This window comes from Nocardioides humi, from assembly GCF_006494775.1.
GTDB classification, from domain to species: domain Bacteria; phylum Actinomycetota; class Actinomycetes; order Propionibacteriales; family Nocardioidaceae; genus Nocardioides; species Nocardioides humi.
This window is the reverse complement of the sequence record NZ_CP041146.1, coordinates 94,118-110,598: the sequence shown is the minus strand read 5'-3', so window position 1 is coordinate 110,598 and position 16,481 is coordinate 94,118. Positions and strand designations below refer to the sequence as shown.

At 75.6% G+C, this 16,481-nt stretch carries 17 protein-coding genes; 10 read left to right on the top strand and 7 right to left on the bottom strand.

Features of this window, described 5'->3' with window-relative positions:
* The first annotated feature begins 148 nt into the window (after positions 1-148).
* Positions 149-361, top strand: a complete 213-nt coding sequence (locus tag FIV44_RS00550) for a hypothetical protein (RefSeq protein WP_141002798.1) — start codon at positions 149-151, stop codon at positions 359-361.
* 20 nt (positions 362-381) lie between these two features.
* Here FIV44_RS00550 and FIV44_RS00545 read toward each other — a convergent pair whose 3' ends face one another.
* Entirely contained in the window at positions 382-618 is a 237-nt protein-coding gene (locus FIV44_RS00545) for a hypothetical protein (RefSeq protein ID WP_141002797.1), read from the bottom strand.
* A gap of 289 nt (positions 619-907) precedes the next feature.
* Here FIV44_RS00545 and FIV44_RS00540 point away from each other — a divergent pair, with 289 nt between their 5' ends.
* The 6 genes from FIV44_RS00540 (at position 908) to FIV44_RS00515 (ending at position 8,356) form a co-directional block, all read left to right on the top strand.
* Complete coding sequence (locus tag FIV44_RS00540) at positions 908-1,393, top strand: Hsp20/alpha crystallin family protein (protein ID WP_219996236.1); 486 nt, start codon at positions 908-910, stop codon at positions 1,391-1,393.
* A 34-nt stretch (positions 1,394-1,427) separates the two neighbouring features.
* Complete coding sequence (locus tag FIV44_RS00535) at positions 1,428-3,980, top strand: cation-translocating P-type ATPase (protein ID WP_141002796.1); 2,553 nt, start codon at positions 1,428-1,430, stop codon at positions 3,978-3,980.
* Positions 3,981-4,064: 84 nt separating this feature from the next.
* Positions 4,065-5,003, top strand: coding sequence for a universal stress protein (locus tag FIV44_RS00530; protein ID WP_141002795.1), 939 nt, complete (start codon positions 4,065-4,067; stop codon positions 5,001-5,003).
* Positions 4,993-5,670 (top strand): response regulator, encoded by a 678-nt coding sequence (locus tag FIV44_RS00525; RefSeq protein ID WP_141002794.1) that lies wholly within the window; start codon positions 4,993-4,995, stop codon positions 5,668-5,670. The genes FIV44_RS00530 and FIV44_RS00525 overlap by 11 nt, the downstream gene beginning before the upstream one ends.
* The gene (locus FIV44_RS00520; RefSeq protein WP_141002793.1) at positions 5,667-7,151 is read left to right on the top strand and encodes a bifunctional aminoglycoside phosphotransferase/ATP-binding protein; all 1,485 of its coding nucleotides are present in this window, start codon (positions 5,667-5,669) and stop codon (positions 7,149-7,151) included. The genes FIV44_RS00525 and FIV44_RS00520 overlap by 4 nt, the downstream gene beginning before the upstream one ends.
* Before the next feature lie 185 nt (positions 7,152-7,336).
* Complete coding sequence (locus FIV44_RS00515; RefSeq protein WP_246086739.1) at positions 7,337-8,356, top strand: zinc-binding alcohol dehydrogenase family protein; 1,020 nt, start codon at positions 7,337-7,339, stop codon at positions 8,354-8,356.
* 29 nt (positions 8,357-8,385) lie between these two features.
* On the opposite strand, the gene FIV44_RS00510 is transcribed toward FIV44_RS00515, so the two are convergent.
* From FIV44_RS00510 to FIV44_RS00495, 4 genes are all read right to left on the bottom strand, one after another.
* A complete protein-coding gene (locus FIV44_RS00510) occupies positions 8,386-10,869 on the bottom strand; it encodes a cation-translocating P-type ATPase (RefSeq protein WP_141002792.1) in 2,484 nt (827 codons plus the stop codon).
* An 85-nt stretch (positions 10,870-10,954) separates the two neighbouring features.
* A complete protein-coding gene (locus tag FIV44_RS00505; RefSeq protein ID WP_141002791.1) occupies positions 10,955-11,698 on the bottom strand; it encodes a GAF and ANTAR domain-containing protein in 744 nt (247 codons plus the stop codon).
* 30 nt (positions 11,699-11,728) lie between these two features.
* Positions 11,729-12,400, bottom strand: coding sequence for a GAF and ANTAR domain-containing protein (locus FIV44_RS00500; protein ID WP_141002790.1), 672 nt, complete (start codon positions 12,398-12,400; stop codon positions 11,729-11,731).
* 68 nt (positions 12,401-12,468) lie between these two features.
* On the bottom strand, positions 12,469-13,167 hold the full coding sequence (locus tag FIV44_RS00495; RefSeq protein ID WP_141002789.1) for a sensor histidine kinase: 699 nt from the start codon (positions 13,165-13,167) through the stop codon (positions 12,469-12,471).
* A gap of 250 nt (positions 13,168-13,417) precedes the next feature.
* Between FIV44_RS00495 and FIV44_RS00490 the strand changes: the two genes are divergently transcribed.
* From FIV44_RS00490 to FIV44_RS00480, 3 genes are all read left to right on the top strand, one after another.
* The gene (locus tag FIV44_RS00490) at positions 13,418-13,639 is read left to right on the top strand and encodes a DUF1918 domain-containing protein (protein ID WP_141002788.1); all 222 of its coding nucleotides are present in this window, start codon (positions 13,418-13,420) and stop codon (positions 13,637-13,639) included.
* A 166-nt stretch (positions 13,640-13,805) separates the two neighbouring features.
* Positions 13,806-14,654 (top strand): GAF domain-containing protein, encoded by an 849-nt coding sequence (locus FIV44_RS00485; RefSeq protein ID WP_141002787.1) that lies wholly within the window; start codon positions 13,806-13,808, stop codon positions 14,652-14,654.
* Positions 14,651-15,511, top strand: a complete 861-nt coding sequence (locus FIV44_RS00480) for a sensor histidine kinase (RefSeq protein ID WP_141002786.1) — start codon at positions 14,651-14,653, stop codon at positions 15,509-15,511. Before FIV44_RS00485 ends, FIV44_RS00480 begins: the two co-directional genes overlap by 4 nt.
* On the opposite strand, the gene FIV44_RS32985 is transcribed toward FIV44_RS00480, so the two are convergent.
* On the bottom strand, positions 15,512-16,270 hold the full coding sequence (locus FIV44_RS32985) for a universal stress protein (RefSeq protein WP_181410902.1): 759 nt from the start codon (positions 16,268-16,270) through the stop codon (positions 15,512-15,514).
* Positions 16,153-16,443 (bottom strand): universal stress protein, encoded by a 291-nt coding sequence (locus tag FIV44_RS33775; RefSeq protein ID WP_181410901.1) that lies wholly within the window; start codon positions 16,441-16,443, stop codon positions 16,153-16,155. Before FIV44_RS33775 ends, FIV44_RS32985 begins: the two co-directional genes overlap by 118 nt.
* Positions 16,444-16,481: the final 38 nt, after the last annotated feature.

Here is a 16,481-nt window from a genome sequence, read left to right as displayed (position 1 = left end):
GCCCCCCTCAGGCTCCGGCCGGCCGCAGGCGGTGAACAGGGCCCAAAGACCTGGAGCCTCGGGGTCCGTCGCCGCCGCGGGACCTTGGTCCCCGCGCCCGGGCCGTCGGGCCGTTCCGCCCCGGCCCGCCCGGGGCTGGACTGCCCCTGTGGACACGAGAGAGCGGGCGTCCGGCATGGAGCGGAGCCGTGCGGCCGGGGCGGCCGGGACGACTCCGATCGCTGGCCGCCGCCTGGTCGCGCGCATGCTGCTGACGGTGGCGGTGCTGGTCCTCTGCGGTCTGCTGATCGGACTGGTCGTGGGGACCGCGCTGGCGACCGTCATCCAGACCGGGCTGTCCAGCCTCCGGCTCACCCGGTGAGCCGGTCCCGGCGCCGGAGGTCACCCGGACCGGTGACGGCGCCGGGCGACGCGCTCGGTGAGTCGGGAGCGGACCAGCGTCTCGCACAGGGTGAGGCGGGCGGCCGGCGTGGCGTGGTACGGCGCCAGCAGGAGGTCGGCGCGGAGGACCGCGGCGAGCACCTGTCCCGGAGCGACCGAGCCGGCGTACTCGAGCATCAGGCGGTCCGCCAGCTGCTGCCTCGCCTCGCGGTCCGGCCGGTGGGTCGTGATCGTCATCGTTCTCACCTCGTGGGGTCCGCTCCATGGTCGGCACCGCCGGCCCCGGCCGAGGAGAGGACAAAGTCCCACACCCGTGGGCCTACGCCTCTGTGGACGCGGCCCGGGCCGGCGTTGAGTGGTGGTCGAGGCGGTGAGGATCCGAAGAGATCGAGGCCCGGTCGTGGACGTCGCTCCGCGACGGCCCGGACTCCCATGTCGTGTCAAACGGCTGCAGGGTCCTCGCCGTCTCCTCTCGCGCCGCACCGGGACGGGAGGAGCGACAGCAGGCAACGGGAAGGAGAGGACGATGAGTGTGATGCCACGGGAGCACCGCGCGCTGCTGGGCCTGGAGGGTCCGTGGAGCGGTGGGCTGCAGGACGTCGCGCTGAGCGATCGGCTGCGGGACCTGTTCGCCGGCAGCGGACTGCTGGACTGGGCGTTCGACGGAGGCACCCGGCTGATCCGGATCGAGGAGTTCACGGACGGCGACACGAGCGTCATCCGCGCCGAGCTCCCCGGGATCGACCCGGACAAGGACGTCGAGATCACGGTCGACGACGGGGTGCTCCGGATCCGCGCCTCGCGCGAGGAGCGCGCCGAGGAGGACCGGGCCGACGGGTACCGCAGCGAGTTCCACTACGGCACCCTCGTGCGGAGCTTCCGGCTGCCGGAGGACGTGTCCGCCGACGACGTCCACGCGACGTACCAGGACGGCATCCTCGAGGTGCGCGTGCCCACCCCGCCTCCGCCCGCGTCGGCGGCACCGCAGAAGATCGCCGTCGACCGCGGTTGAGCGGTTCCGCGCACCGCCGCCCCCCTCCCGGGCGATGAGGGCCGGGACCGGCCCGTCGCCGGGACTCTCGGAGGCCGAGGTGGCCCGGCGACGGGCCGCCTCGGGCCCCAACGTGATGCCGCCGGTGGGCCGGCGGCGACCGCTGGTGCTGCTCGCCCGCCAGCTGAGCCACCTGCTGGCGGTGCTGCTGTGGATCGCGGCGCTGCTGGCCGCTCTCGCCGGGATGCCGGCGCTGGCGCTGGCCATCGTCGTGGTCGTGGTGCTCAACGCGCTGTTCGCCTTCTGGCAGGAGCACCGCGCCGACCGGGCCACCGAACGGCTCCGGGCCCTGCTGCCCAGCCGGGCCACGGTCGTCCGCTCCGGGCGCACGTCGTCGGTGCCCGTCGCCGAGCTCGTCGTCGGCGACCTCGTCGTCCTGGAGGCGGGGGACCGGGTCGGCGCCGACATGACCCTGGTCGAGGCGCACAGCGTCACCCTCGACGAGTCGCTGCTGACCGGGGAGAGCGCGGCGGTCCCGCACGGGACCGGCGACCGGCTGCTGTCCGGCACCTTCCTCCAGCAGGGCGGCGGGCGAGCGGTCGTCGACGCCATCGGCGCGGCGACGGCCCTCGCGGACATCTCCCGGCTGGCCGCGTCCGCCCACCGCCCGCCCAGCCCGCTGACCCGGCAGCTCGACCGCGTGGTGCGGGTGATCGCGATCATCGCCGTGTCCGTCGGCGCGAGCCTGGGCGTCGGCTCGCTGCTGCTGGGGCTCGGCACCACCGAGGCGTTCCTGTTCGGCGTCGGCGTCTCCGTCGCCCTGGTCCCGGAGGGCCTGCTGCCCACGGTCACCCTCTCCCTCGCCCGCGGTGCGCAGCAGATGGCCACGAGGAACGCGCTCGTCCGCCGCCTGGACGCGGTCGAGACCCTGGGCGCGACCACCTTCGTCTGCACCGACAAGACCGGGACCCTTACCCAGAACCGGATGAGCGTGGTCGTGGTGGCGACCCCCGCCGGCAGGTACGACGTGGCCGGCAGCGGCTACGAGCCGACCGGCGCCGTCGCGGGACCGGTCGAGGACGACGCCCTCCGCGCCGCCGCGGCGGCCGCCGTCCGGTGCGTCACCGGCCGGGTCGTCGAGCGCGACGGCAGCTGGGTCGCCCTCGGCGATCCGCTGGAGGCGGCGATCCACGCGCTCGCGCTGCGGACCGAGGCCCCGGTCGACGACGTGGAGACGCGCCGGCCGTTCACCACGGACCGGATGCTCAGCTCCGCCCTGCACCGCGGGGAGGTGTCGGTGATCGGGGCGCCCGAGGCCGTCCTCGCCCGGTCCACCGCGGCGCCCCCGAAGGTACGCCGCCTGCTGGGCGAGCTCACCGGCGCGGGCCTCCGCGTGCTGGCCGTGGCCCGGCGGTCCTGGCAGGGCGGGCCGTCGGACGCGATGGAGCACGACCTGGAGCTGCTCGGCCTGCTCGGACTGCAGGACCCGCCCCGCCCGGACGTCGCCGACGCGCTGCTGGTCGCCCGGCGGGCGGGGGTCGCCGTCGCGATGGTCACCGGCGACCACCGCGACACCGCCCGGGCCATCGCCACCCAGGTGGGCCTCCTGCGGGAGGGCGGGCTCGTGGTCGAGGGCCGCGACCTGCCGGCGGACGACGGGGAGCTGGCCGGGCTGCTCCGGTCCGCCGACGGGGCCGTCGTGGCCCGGGTGACGCCCGCCGACAAGCTCCGGATCGCCCGCGCGCTGCGCGCGGCGGGGCACGTCGTGGCCATGACCGGGGACGGCGTCAACGACGCGCCGGCACTGCGCGAGGCCGACGTCGGCGTCGCGATGGGGGCGAGCGGCAGCGACGTCGCGCGCGAGAGCGCCGACCTGGTCCTGCTCGACGACCACTTCGCGACCATCGTGGGCGCGATCGAGCTGGGCCGCGCGACCTTCCGGAACGTCCGCCGGTTCCTGACCTTCCACCTCACCGACAATGTCGCCGAGCTGGCGCCGTTCGCGGTGTGGGCGATGAGCGGAGGTCACTTCCCGCTGGCGCTCGGCGTGCTGCAGGTGCTCGCCCTCGACATCGGCACCGACCTGATGCCCGCCCTCGCGCTGGGTGCCGAGCCGGCCCGCCCGGACGTCATGCAGCACCCCCACCGGCGGGTGCTGATCGACCGTGCCCTCGCCGTGCGCGCCTTCGCCGTCCTGGGCGCGACCGAGGCCGTGGCCTCGCTGGCCGCCTTCGCCACCGTGCTCCTCGCCCACGGGTGGCGCTGGGGGACGGCGCCCGCGCCCGCGGACCTCGCGCTGGCGTCGGGCACCGCCTTCACCGTCATCGCCGCCATGCAGGTCGCGAACTCCTTCGCGTGCCGCAGCGTGGCGCTGCCGGTGTGGCGGATGGACCCGTTCGCCAACCGCCTGCTGCTCTACGCCGTCGCGGCCGAGCTCGTCCTGCTCCTCGTGTTCGTCGGCGTCCCGCCGGTCGCGGAGGTGCTGGGCGGCTCGTTCCCGCACGGGGAGGGCTGGCTCATGGCGATGGGCGGTGCGGCCGCGCTCCTGCTCGTCGACGCCGCGGCGAAGAGCGTGCGGCGCAGCCGGCCCGCAGCGACCCCGGGGTGACAACGTCCCGGCCGACGGGGACCTTCGACCCTGCAGGCGTCGTTCGGCCCGGGAAAGACTGGTGTCCAGCCGAAGGAGGGGACGATGGTCAACGGAATCCTGGTCGGCGTCGACGGCTCCGAGGCCGCACTGACGGCCGTGGCGTACGCCGCGAGCGAGGCGCAGCGACAAGACCTCCCCCTCCACCTGCTCCACGTGGTCGCCGCCGGGTGGCTCCTGCACCGCGCGGCCCCGCGCTCGCTCGGGTCGCTGGCGGACGAGTACCAGCGTGGCGGCCGGGTCGCGCTCGCCGAGGCGAGGAGGTCGGCGCGGGCGATCCTGGGGAACCAGCCGGTCGCCACGTCGATGCAGACCGGCGACCGCGTCCGCTGCCTGGTGCGGGCAGCGCGCGAGGAGTCGCTGGTGGTCCTCGGCAACGAGCGGCGCGGCCTGCTCGACCGGCTGGTCACCGGCTCGGTCGTCAACGGCGTCGCCGCGCACTCCCCGGCTCCGGTCATCGTCGTCCCGGACACGTGGACGCCGACGACGGTGCACGACCGCGTCGTGGTCGGGGTCAAGGACTACGACAGCTGCGAGGGGCTGATCCGCCACGGTCTGGCCGTGGCCGCCGGGCGAGGCGCCCGGCTCCACGTCCTGCACGCCTGCGACTACCCGCCCGCCTACGACCCGGGAGTCGCCGCGGTGGTCCCGATCGACCTGTGGCTGGACGAGGCCCGGGCCGCGCTGTCGGCGGCGCTCTCCGGCGTGGCCGGCGAGTTCCCCCAGGTGGCGGCCGACATCGGCGTCGAGCAGGGACAGCCCGCCCGGCGCCTGCTGCTGGCCAGTGCGCGCGCCGACCTGCTGCTGCTCGAGCGCCGCGGGCACCTGCTGCCCATCGGGCACCTCGGCGGCACCGCGCGCGCCCTGCTCCGCGACGCCCACTGCCCGGTCGAGGTGCTGCCCGCGGTCCGCGAGGTGCGGTCGGACGACCTCGTCCTCGAGAAGGACGGTGGCATCGAGAAGGCGGTGCTCCATGTCGACTAGCGACCAGCGGCCCACCCGGGTCTTCCTCCTCGACGACCACGAGGTCGTCCGACGGGGGATCCGGGACCTGCTCGAGGCGGAGGGCTTCGAGGTCGTCGGCGAGTGCGGCTCGGCCCGCGAGGCGAGCCACCGGGCGCCGGCGCTCCGGCCGGAAGTCGCGATCCTCGACGGCCGTCTTCCGGACGGCTCGGGCATCGAGGTCTGCCGCGAGATCCGCTCCGTCGACCCGGGCATCGCCGCCCTGATCCTCACGTCGTACGACGACGATGACGCCATCTTCGCCGCGATCCTCGCCGGGGCGTCGGGTTACGTCCTCAAGCAGGTCAGCGGGCTGGAGCTGGTCGAGGCCGTCCGGGCGGTCGCGGAGGGCCGCTCCATCCTCGACCCGGCGGTCACCGCCCGGGTCCTGGAGCGGATCCGCCGGGGGCCGAGCACGAATCCCGCCCTGGTCGGCCTCACGCCCCACGAGCAGCGGATCCTCAAGCTCATCGGCGAGGGCCTGACCAACCGCCAGATCGCCGCCCGGCTGTCGCTGGCGGAGAAGACCGTGAAGAACTACGTGTCCGTGCTGCTCGGCAAGCTCGGCATGGAGAGCCGCACCCAGGCGGCGGTCTACTACATCCGGTCGCTCCAGCTCGACGGCGGAGCGGGACGGCGGGACGAGTGAGTCTCTCCGGGGGCCCCGCCGGATCAGCCGGACCCTCGCCGTGGTGCCAGGTCCTCGAGACCCACTCCGGCGCGGTCGTGCTGCTCGGCGACCGGGCGTACAAGGTGAAGAAGCCGGTGGACCTCGGCTTCCTGGACTTCCGCGAGCTCGGCGCACGACGCCGCGTGTGCGAGCGCGAGGTCGCCCTGAACCGGCGCCTCGCCCCGGACGTGTACCTCGGCGTCGGCGAGCTGCGCGACCCCGACGGCACGGCCGAGCCCGTCGTGGTCATGCGGCGGATGCCGGACGAGCTCCGGCTGTCCCGGCTCGTCCGGAGCGGGACGGACGTGACGGAGGTGGTGCGCGAGGTCGCCCGCCGGGTCGCGGCCTTCCACGCCGCCGCGCCCACCTGCGCGGCGATCGCCGCGCAGGGCACGCGTGACGCGCTTCGCCGTCGCTGGGACGCGAACCTCGCCCAGGCCGCGCCGTTCGCCGACCGGCTCCTCGATCGCGGCACGCTGGACGAGATCGCTGCCCTGGTGCACCGCTTCCTGGACGGGCGCTCGGCGCTCTTCGACGACCGGATCGGGCGCGGAGCGGTGGTGGACGGGCACGGCGACCTCACCCCGGACGACGTCTTCTGCCTGCCGGACGGGCCGCGCCTGCTGGACTGCCTCGAGTTCGACGACGCCCTGCGGTACGTCGACCGGCTCGACGACATCGCGTTCCTCGCGATGGGGCTGGAGGACCTCGGCGCCGCCGGCGCCGCGCGGCTGCTGATCGAGACCTGGGCCGAGTACGTCGACGATCCGGCTCCTGCGTCGCTCGTCCACCACTTCATCGCCTACCGGGCCTTCGTGCGCGCGAAGGTCGGCTGCCTGCAGGGCGCCCAGCACCGGGTCGCCGTCCGGACCGGAGTGGGGGCCTATGCGGACGCGGCCCTGGCCCACCTGCGCGCGGGCGCGGTCACGCTGGTCCTCGTCGGCGGCGCACCCGGCACCGGGAAGTCCACGCTGGCGGGCGCCGTCGCGGACCGGCTCGGGATGAGTGTGCTCGGCAGCGACCGGATCCGCAAGGAGCTGGCCGGGATGGACCCCGAGTCGTCGGCCGCCGCCCGGTTCGGCGCGGGCATCTACGACGCGGAGCACTCCCGCGCCGTGTACGCCGTCCTCCTCCGGCGCGCGGGCCTGCTCCTGGGCCGCGGGGAGTCCGTCGTCGTCGACGCGACCTGGGGCGGCGCCGAGGAGCGGCACCGGGCGCGCGAGCTGGCCCGCGCGCTCTCCACCGACGTGGTCGAGCTGCGCTGCGAGGTCGACGCCGACACCGCCGCCGCGCGGATCGCCCGGCGGCGCGGTGTCTCGGATGCCGACGCCGAGGTCGCGGCGCGATGGCGACTGTCCGCCGCTCCGTGGCCGGCGAGCCATGCGGTCGACACCGCCCGTCCGATCGGGGAGTGTGTGGATGCCGCCTGCGCGCTCGTGCGGCCCGCGCGAGGACATTAGCCTCGATCCGTGGATGGGCGCCGTAGCGAGCGGCACCGGAGGGGTGTGATGGCAAGGCGCGGCCGCGAGGGCGGTCTGGTTGCACCGTTGAGCGTCCGCAACGCCGCCAGCGCGCCGCTCCGGGGCCGCGTAGTAGGTGGCTATCCACGGATCGAGGATTAGGGAGACTGGACAGGAGGCGAGCGATGGGCGCGCACGGGCGTGACGACATGGCCGCGTGGGTCGCGGGCGCCGTGCCGGGGACCCGGGCGCGGGTCGCGGCCGTCCGGCGCCGGGTGCCCGAGCCGGCACCCGACGAGGTGCTCGTGCGGGTCGTCGTGTGCGGCGTGTGCCGCACTGACCTGCACCTGACCGACCGCGACCTGGCGCCGAAGGCGCCGGAGCGGGTCGCCGGGCACGAGATCGTCGGCCGGGTCGTCGAGCGGGGCGCGGACGCCACCCGCTTCGCGATCGGGGACCGCGTCGGCATCGCCTGGCTGCGGCGTACCTGCGGCGTCTGCGACCGGTGTCGTCGCGGCCAGGAGAACCTGTGCCGCCGCTCGGAGTACACCGGCTGGGACGCCGACGGCGGCTTCGCGGAGTACGCCGTGGCGCCGGAGGCCTACGCCTACCGGCTGCCCGAGGCGATCTCCGACGAGCAGGCGGCGCCCCTGCTGTGCTCCGGCATCATCGGCTACCGTGCGCTGCGCCGAGCCGACCTGCCGGCCGGCGGCCGGCTGGGCATCTACGGCTTCGGGGCGAGCGCGCACCTGACGGCGCAGCTCGCCCTCGCGCAGGGGGCCGAGGTGCACGTGCTGACCCGCGACGTCGCGGCCCGCGAGCTCGCGCTCCGGCTCGGCGCCGCGTCCGTGGGGCCTGCCGACGGTCTCCCACCGGTGCCGCTCGACGCGGCGATCCTCTTCGCGCCGGTGGGATCGCTGGTCCCGGTCGCCCTCGCCGGCCTCGACCAGGGCGGCACCCTGGCGATCGCCGGGATCCACCTGACCGACGTACCCCCGCTCGACTACCAGCGGCACCTGTTCCGGGAGCGCACCCTGACGAGCGTGACGGCCAACACGCGCGCCGACGGCGAGGAGCTGCTCACCCTCGCCGCCCGCGTCGGTCTCGAGGCCAGCGTGACCGGCTACCCGTTCGCGGAGGTCGACGTCGCGCTGGAGGACCTGGCGGCCGGCCGGGTCGTCGGCGCTGCCGTGATCCGCTCCTGAGGGGCACGGCGGCGTTGCCGGAGGCCGGCTCAGCGCTGGCCGAGGAAGCCCCGCACGACCAGGCCGGGCAGCGTCGCCAGGGCGACGACGGTGCCCAGCATGCCCCAGGACAGGCCGGTCGTGCCCAGCAGGGCCTGCAGCGGGCCGGCCTGGACGGCGGCGAGCTGCAGCACGGCGGCGACGACGAGCGCCAGCTCCAGCCCCCGCTCGCGCAGCGACCGTCCGGGGTGGCGCGCCCGCAGGGCGAGGGCGACACCGAGCTGGCCGAGTCCCAGACAGGCGAAGATCGCCGTCCGGAGGGCGGCGTCCGGTCCGGAGGCCGCGAGCCCCGCCACCAGGGAGGTGACGGTGAGCATCAGGGCCGCGACGCCCAGGGTGAGCATCGACTGCCGGGTGAGGACCGCCTCCGACGGCGGTCGCGGCGGTCGCCGCATGTCCCGGGGGTCGGCGGGCTCGGCCCCGAAGGCCACGCCGGTGAGTCCGTGGGTCAGCAGGTTGATCCAGAGGATCTGGCCGGGGAGGAGCGGCAGGGCGAGGCCGAGCACCGGCCCGAGGAGCATGACGGCGACCTCGGCGAGCCCTCCGGAGATGGCGTAGGTGAGGAAGGCCCGGATGTTCGCGAAGACGCGGCGCCCCTCCTCGACGGCGGCGACGACGGTTCCCAGGTCGTCGTCCATCAGGACCAGGTCGGCCGCCTGCTTGGCGACCTCCGTGCCGCCGAGCCCGGCGGCGACGCCGATGTCGGCACGGCGCAGGGCGGGCGCGTCGTTCACCCCGTCGCCCAGCATGGCGACGATCTCGCCGTCGTCCTGGAGCGCCTCGACCAGGTCCAGCTTCTGCTCGGGCCGGACCCGGGCGAACACCGTCAGGCGCCCGGTGCCGGTGCCGCCGGTCGGCCCGGTGCCCTCGACAACCCAGTCGCCGTCGGACGCGATGCCGACCCGGTGCGCGATCGCCTGGGCCGTCCGGGCGTGGTCGCCGGTCACCAGGATCACCCGGATGCCGGCCTCCCCGAGCGCCCGGACCACCTCGGGTGCGCGCTGCCGCGGTGGGTCGCCGATGGCGACCAGGCCGGCGAGCCGGGGACAGGACGGCGGCCGCCCGGTCTCGGTCCGCGCGTCGGCGACCGCGATCACCCGGTACCCGCGGCCAGCCGTGCGCTCCGCCCAGCTCGTGGCGGCGGCCGCGTCGGGGCCTGGCGCGACCAGGTCGAGCACCGCCTCGGGAGCGCCCTTGGTGACCCGCAGCTCGGTCCCGTCCGCGTCGCGGTGCACGGTCGTCATCCGCCGGGTGCGGTGGTCGAAGGGCTGCTCCGCGACGCGCGGCCAGCGCTCGGCCGGGTCCTCGTCCTGCTGCGGGGACTTGGCGGCCAGGGCGAGCAGCGCTCCCTCGAGGGGGTCGCCGACCACCGACCATCCCTGCTCCTGCTCGCGGAGCTCGGCGTCGTTGCACAGTCGTACGTCGCGCAGCAGGAGCTCGAGGCCGGCCGGGTCGCCGGCGGGGCCGACGGGCTCGATGCGGCCGTCCGGCGCGTACCCGGCCGACGTGACGGCGTACGTCCCGCCCGGCGTCCAGACCTCCTCCGCCACCATCACGCCCTCGGTGATCGTGCCCGTCTTGTCGGTGGCCACCACGGTCACCGAGCCGAGCGTCTCGACGGCGGGGAGGCTGCTGACCACGGCGTTCCGTGCGGCCATCCGGCGCGCGCCCAGGGCCAGCGCGACGGCCACCACCGCCGGCAGGGACTCCGGCACCGCTGCGACGGCGAGGCTCAGGCCGACGATGACCATCTCCGGGACGGACCGGCCCTGCACCAGGCCGACGGCCACCACGACGGCCGTGAGGGCGGCGACGGTGGTCACGAGGAGGCGGCTGAGCCGTGCCAGCCGGCGCTGCAGCGGCGTGCGCGGCGGCAGGCCGGTCGTGAGGGCGGTCGCGATCCGGCCGATCCCGCTGTCCGCGCCGGTCCGGACGACGGTGGCGATCGCCCGACCGCGGGTCACCTGGGTGCCGCCGGTCACGGTCTCCCCGGTGGCACGGGCGACGGGCAGCGACTCGCCCGTCATCCTGGACTCGTCGACCTGGAGGTCGCGGGCGTCGCCCAGCACCCCGTCGGCCGGTACGACGTCCCCAGCCGTGAGCGCGACGACGTCGCCCGGCACCACCTCGGCCACGGGGACGGCCTCGAACCGGCCGTCGCGGCGTACCCGTGCCTGGGGTGCGACGAGGTCGTGCAGCGCCGCGATCGCCCGCTCCGCGCGCACCTGCTGGACGACACCCGCCGTGGTGTTGAACACGACGACGGCCACGATGATGACGGTGCTGGCCCCGTCGCCGAGGAAGGTCGCCAGCAGCGCGGCGGCGACCAGCAGCACGATCATCGGGTCACGGACCTGCTCCAGGACGCGCCCGGCGAGGCTGCGGCGGGGCTGCGGCGGCAGCGTGTTGGCACCGAACCGGCGCAGACGATCGCGTGCAGCCCGGGTGGTCAGTCCCTCCGTATCGGTCGCCATGGCCACCAGCGTGGGCGACGCCCGGGACCCGCGGCAGGGCCGAGAGGACGTCCGGCCCCCGCCGAAGGTCCCGACCGTCGGCGCCTCAGCGGTCGGCGCCCGCCACGACGGCGCTGGCGGGGATGCGCCCGGTCGCGACCGCGGCCGCGACCTCGGTCAGCGCCTGCTGCGTGCGGCGGGCGTGCTCGCGGAGCCGCTTGAACGCCAGGTCCATGTCGACGGAGGCGTACTGGGCGATGACGCCCTTGGCCTGCTCGATGGCGATCCGGCTGTTCAGCGCGGTCTGCAGCTGGGTGGCGAGCCGTTCGTTCGCCTCCGCGGCCCGGTGCTGGAGCAGCGAGATCGTGGCGACGTCGGCGAGGGCCTGCGCGACCTGCAGGTCGTCCTGGGGCAGGGGCGAGGCGGAGACGCCGAACAGGTTGAGCGCGCCGACCGTCTGCTCCCGCAGCCGCAGCGGGACCGCGTGGACCGCGCCGAGGCCCAGCGCCCGCAGCCCCTTCGCCATGACCGGCCACCGGCGCGCCTGCGCGGCGGCCGAGGGCTCGGAGACCTGGGCCCCGGTGCGGTAGCAGTCCAGGCAGGGTCCCTGCTCGTTCTGCAGCTCGAACAGCTCCAGGAGGCGTGTCTCCTCCGACGTGGCGGCCAGGACCCGGAGCCGGTCGCCGGCGTCCGCCAGCACCAGCCCCGCGGCGGCGATGTCGAACAGGGAGACGCAGCTGTTGACCAGGTCGTCGAGGAGCTCGACGATGTCGAAGTCCCGGACCAGGTTGTCGGCGAGCCGGACGAAGACATGTCCCAGCCGGACCTCTCGGGGTTCTGTGGTGTCCATCTGCGCGGCCTCCGCTCCTCTGTGCTGACCTCATGCCTCGAACCGAAGTCGCCGGGTGACGACGGCGTGGGCCACCTCGCCCAGAGGGTGGCCGTGTGCGAACGCGTAGGCGCGGAGCCGGGCCCATGCGGCGTCGATGGGGACGCCCAGCTGGACCATGACCATGCCACTGGCCTGGTGGATCTCCGCGCCGACGAAGTCCGGCATCGGCTGCTCGGCGGGCGGCGTACCCGTGCCGGATGCCTGGTCGGGCTGCGCGGGACGGGCGTCCAGGAGGAGGTAGCCCACGTCGTCGGCCAGGCGCAGCAGCTGCGCGAGGTCGACCCGCGGCAGCATGCCGACCGTACGACGATGGGCGACCACGACGCCCAGGCGGATGGCGCCCACCTGCACCGGGAGCGCGGCGTTGGCGCTGACGCCCAGTGCCAGGGCCTCGCCGGTGAACACCGGCCACCGCGCCCGGCTCGCGGTCCCGCCGAGATCCTCGACGAGAACCGGCAGGCCCAGGGCAGCGGCATCGATCGCCGGCCCCTCCACGCAGAGCACGGCGATCTCCTCGAGCGCGGCGGTCAGCTCGCCGGCCGCCCCCGCCAGCGTGCGGTAGCCGGCCGAGCTGACCAGGACCACCCCGACGCCGTCGACGGGGAGGAGGCGCAGCGCGAGGGCGCACAGGCCCTGGACCGACGGTGGATGAGTGCTCATCGGACTCGGATCGTCATCGTGCGTCCTCCAGCACCCGGGCCGGCGACGGCGGACCGGGCGCGCTCAGGCTACTCCGGGTCCGCCGGGCGCGGGCTGCGCCAGCGAACGACCGCGCCGCCGCCGGCCCGCAGGGCGAAGAGGAAGGAGCCGCCGAGGTGGTGCGCCCGGGCGGCCAGGTTGGCGAGCTCCAGCCCGGAGCCGGTGACCGGCAGGTGGGCCGCGCCGTCGTCGACCACGGTCACCTCGACCTCCCGCTCGGTGGCGGTGATCGTGGCGACCACCTCGTCCGCCCGGGCATGGGTGACGGCGTTGTGCACCGCCTCGGCGAGGACGGCCGTGAGATGGTCGGCGACGGCGTGGGGCAGCCGGTCGATGTCGCCCTCGACCGTGAGCGCCGCGGAGCAGCCGCGGTGGCCGGCCATCCCCTCGACCAGGGCGCGCAGCATGCTCTCCCGGCGAGCGACGGGCGCGTCGTCCCCGGACAGGCCGAAGACGAGCTCCCGCAGGCTCAGGGTGATCGCGTCGACGGCGTCGACCGCCGCCTGGAGCCGCTCCGCCGCCGGACCGGTGACGAGACCACTGGTCGAGGACAGCTCGTCGCCGAGCCGGAGCAGCCGCGCCATCGCCGCGTCGTGCAGGGCCCGGGCGATCCGGTCGCGCTCGTGGTCGACGCGGTCGGTCCGCGGCCGGACGACCGGTGGGGCGTCGTCGACGGGATCCGTGGGCCGCGTCGTGTCTCGCTGCCGTGCGTACAAGGGGCTGGTCATCCGCGCTCCCGGTCATCTCGTTGCGACGATGCCGGGGTCTGGGGCACCGCTCTCCCGCCCCATCGGGAGACCGATTTCTGCGCCGCAGACTACTCCACGCGCCGGACGGTCGCCACCGCCGCCGGTGCCCCCGCCGGTGCCGGCGAGCGAAGTGACTTGTGGCCCTGTCCGCGCACGTGGATCGGCGCCACAGTCGTAGGCGCACCCGCGTGGGCCTCGGCCCGCGACCCGCCCAGCAGGAGGTCCGCACATGTTCGCATCGGTCGGCGACCGGCTCGTCATCCGGAGCCACACCGTCGGGGGTCCCGTCCGGGACGGCGAGATCATCGAGGTCCGCCACGACGACGGCAGCCCGCCGTACGTCGTGCGCTGGTCGGACACCGGGCGGGAGACGCTCTACTTCCCCGGGCCGGACGCGGACGTGGAGCACTTCGAGCACGACCCGCCGCCCGATCGCGACGAGCGCTCCTGACGTCATCCGGCCAGGTCGAGCCGGGCGACGTCCTGCCAAGGCATAGCCAAGAGTCGAGCGCGGCCACTAGCGTGGCGGTGTGACCCAGGCGACCACCGCGACGGGCGTGCGCAGGCGCTCACGCCGGGCCGAGGAGAGCCTCCGGCCGTCGAGGCGGTGACCGACGGTGCCGGGCGGCGAGATGCGGGATGCGGAGTTCGAGCACCTGATCGCGGAGGTCGTCGACCGGATGCACACGGCGCTGGACCAGCAGGCCCGGCTCCGGCTGCTGCTCGACGCGGTCGTCGCGATGGCGGCCGACCTGAGCCTCGACAGCGTGCTCTCGCGGATCGTCACGATCGCGAGCCGGCTCGTGGACGCGCGCTATGCGGCGCTCGGCGTGCTGGGCGAGGGGCCGGGGCGACGGCTGCGCACCTTCGTCCACCACGGCATGGACGACGAGACGGTGGTGCGGATCGGCGACCTGCCCTCGGGCCACGGTCTGCTGGGCCTCATCATCGACCGGCCCGAGCCGCTGCGGCTGCACGACATCGCCGAGCACCCGGACTCCTACGGCTTCCCCCGCCACCATCCGCCGATGCACTCCTTCCTCGGCGTGCCGGTGCGGATCCGGGGCCGGGTCTTCGGCAACCTCTACCTCACCGAGAAGGCCGGGGACGTCGACTTCACCGCTGACGACCAGGAGGTCGTGATCGCGCTGGCGGCGGCCGCGGGCGTGGTGATCGAGAACGCCCGCCTGTACGAGGAGGCCGCCCACCGGGAGATGTGGCTGAAGGCGACGGCCGAGATCATCGCGCAGCTCGCGGCCCGGGAGGCGGGCGACTCGCTGCGCACGGTCGCCGAGCGCGCCCGGGCGGTCGCCCGGGCCGACCTCGCCTGGATCGTCGCCGGCCCGGCCGCCGACGAGCTGGAGGTGGTCGCGGTCTCCGGCGTCGACGTCCCCCGAGCGCGACCGAGGACCTGGCGCTGGAGCACTCGATCGCCCGGCTCGTGGTCGAGAAGGGGGTGCCGGTGACGGTCGACGACCTGGCCGCCGACCCGCGGGACTTCCCGGCGGGCCGCAGCACGGTCCCCGGGTGGCCGCGGCTGGGCCCGGCGGTCGTCGTACCGCTGGGGCCCACGGGTGGGATGACGGGGGCGCTGGGCCTCGCGTGGTCGGCCGATCGCGGCGAGCTCCACCGTGCCGTGGACGCCGAGCTGCCGGCGAGCTTCGCGGAGCAGGCGGCGCTGGCGCTCGAGCTCGCCCAGAGCCGGGAGGACCGGCAGCGGCTGGCCCTGTACGAGGACCGGGACCGGATCGCCCGCGACCTGCACGACCTGGTGATCCAGCGGCTCTTCGCGCTCGGGCTCAGCCTCCAGGGAGCGGTACGGCGCTCCGACGACCCCGAGATCCGGCGGCGCCTGGAGCAGGCGGTGGCCGACCTCGACGCGACGATCAGGGACATCCGGCGCAGCATCTTCGAGCTCCGGTCGCTGGAGTCGGACGACGACATCCAGGCCGGGGTGACCCGGCTCGTCGAGCAGGCCGCCGCCACCTTGAAGCTCCGGCCCGACCTCCGCTTCGAGGGCCCGGTCCGGGCGCTGGTGGACGACGACCTGGCCGCCGACCTCCTCGCCGTCCTCCAGGAGGCGCTGTCCAACGCCGGCCGGCACGCCGAGGCGTCGGCGGTCGAGGTCACGCTGGCGGCCGCCGGCGACGGCGTGGTGCTCACCGTCAGCGACGACGGGCGGGGCTTCGAGGGCGACGTGCCGCGCAGCGGGCTCGCCAACATCCGCAGCCGGGCCGAGCAGCGCGGCGGCACCTTCCGCGTCGACTCCGCACCGGGCGCCGGCACGGTGCTGGTGTGGGCGGTGCCGGCCGGCACCGCCTGATCAGCGCTCGCCGGCCGGGTCCGGCGGGCCGTGGGCCCGGAGCCGCGGGTCGTGCGGTACGACGGCGACCGGGCACCGGGCGTGCTCGGTCAGCGCGGTGGCCACCGATCCCAGGACCAGGTCCAGGAGTGCGCCGTGGGGTCGGCTCCCCACGACGACCAGCGCCCGGTCGTGGGTCAGGTCGGCCAGCGCTTGCTCCGCCAGCCCGTGGTCGAGCTGGACCGTGATCGCGATGTCGGGATATCTCTCCCGCAGGCTCGCCAGGGTCTCGCTCACGACGAGCCGCTCCTCCTGGTGGTCGGTGTGCGGCGGAGCGGCCAGCGCATGGCCCTGGGCGGTGATCGCCTCGCCGACGCAGTGCAGGACCGTGAGGCCGTCCCCGCGCCAGGAGGCGGCGCGGAACGCGAACTCCAGGGTCGCCACCGAGGCCGCCGTACCGCCGATGCCGACCAGCACCCCGTGCGCCGTGGCCGGGTCGACCGGTGCCCGGACCACCACCACCGGGCAGTGGGCCTGGCGGACGACCGCCGACGACACCGAGCCGAGCAGCAGGGCCCGCACCCGCCCGAGCCCCCGGGCGCCGACGACGAGGAGCGCGGCGCGCCGGGACAGCGCGACGAGCAGCTCGCGGGCGTCGGCGGTCACGCGGATCGAGGTCGGCTCGATCCCCGGGTGCCGCTGCCGGACGTGGTCCTCGGCCCGCGCCACGACCCGGACGCCCGCCCTGCGGAGCTCCTCCTCGAGGCTCGGCCCGGCCACGACCCCTCGGGGGCCAGGGGGAGGGCGCGGTGCACGCCGTGCGCCAGCACCAGCGGCCGGTGCTCGCGGCCGGCGACCTCGGCGGCCCAGGCGGCAGCGTGCTCGGCCGGCTCGGACCCGTCGACGCCGACCACGACGGCCCCGGCCGGGAGGTCGGAGAGACGCCGGGTCATGGCTCCATCGTGGGCCGCGTCCCGGCGCCGGGGGAGGG